Origin of the sequence: Sphingomonas sp. CCH9-E2 (assembly GCF_001557215.1) — a bacterium.
Taxonomy (GTDB): domain Bacteria; phylum Pseudomonadota; class Alphaproteobacteria; order Sphingomonadales; family Sphingomonadaceae; genus Sphingomonas.
In genome coordinates this window covers 1-233 of record NZ_LSJM01000271.1, presented here as the reverse complement: position 1 = coordinate 233, position 233 = coordinate 1, and the positions used below count along the sequence as shown (strand labels likewise).

The following is a 233-nucleotide window of genomic DNA, read 5'->3' as shown; positions in this document are numbered from 1 at the left end:
CCGCCACGATCGACCAGCGTGAAGCCGAGCGGCTGGCCCTCGGCCAGACCGGTCAGACCGGCCTGCTCGACCGCGCTGATGTGCACGAACACGTCTTCGCCGCCGTCATCGCGGACCACGAAGCCGAAGCCCTTCTGCGCGTTGAAGAATTTTACGACGCCGGTGCCTTCGCCAACGACCTGGGGAGGCATGCCGCGGCCACCGCCACCGCCACCGCCGCCGAAGCCGCCGCC

At 70.4% G+C, this 233-nt stretch carries 1 protein-coding gene; it reads right to left on the bottom strand.

All coding sequences use genetic code 11. From position 1 onward, the window contains the following. The coding region (locus AX681_RS12525; protein ID WP_269450350.1) for a cold-shock protein at positions 1-233 on the bottom strand (233 nt) is incomplete at both ends.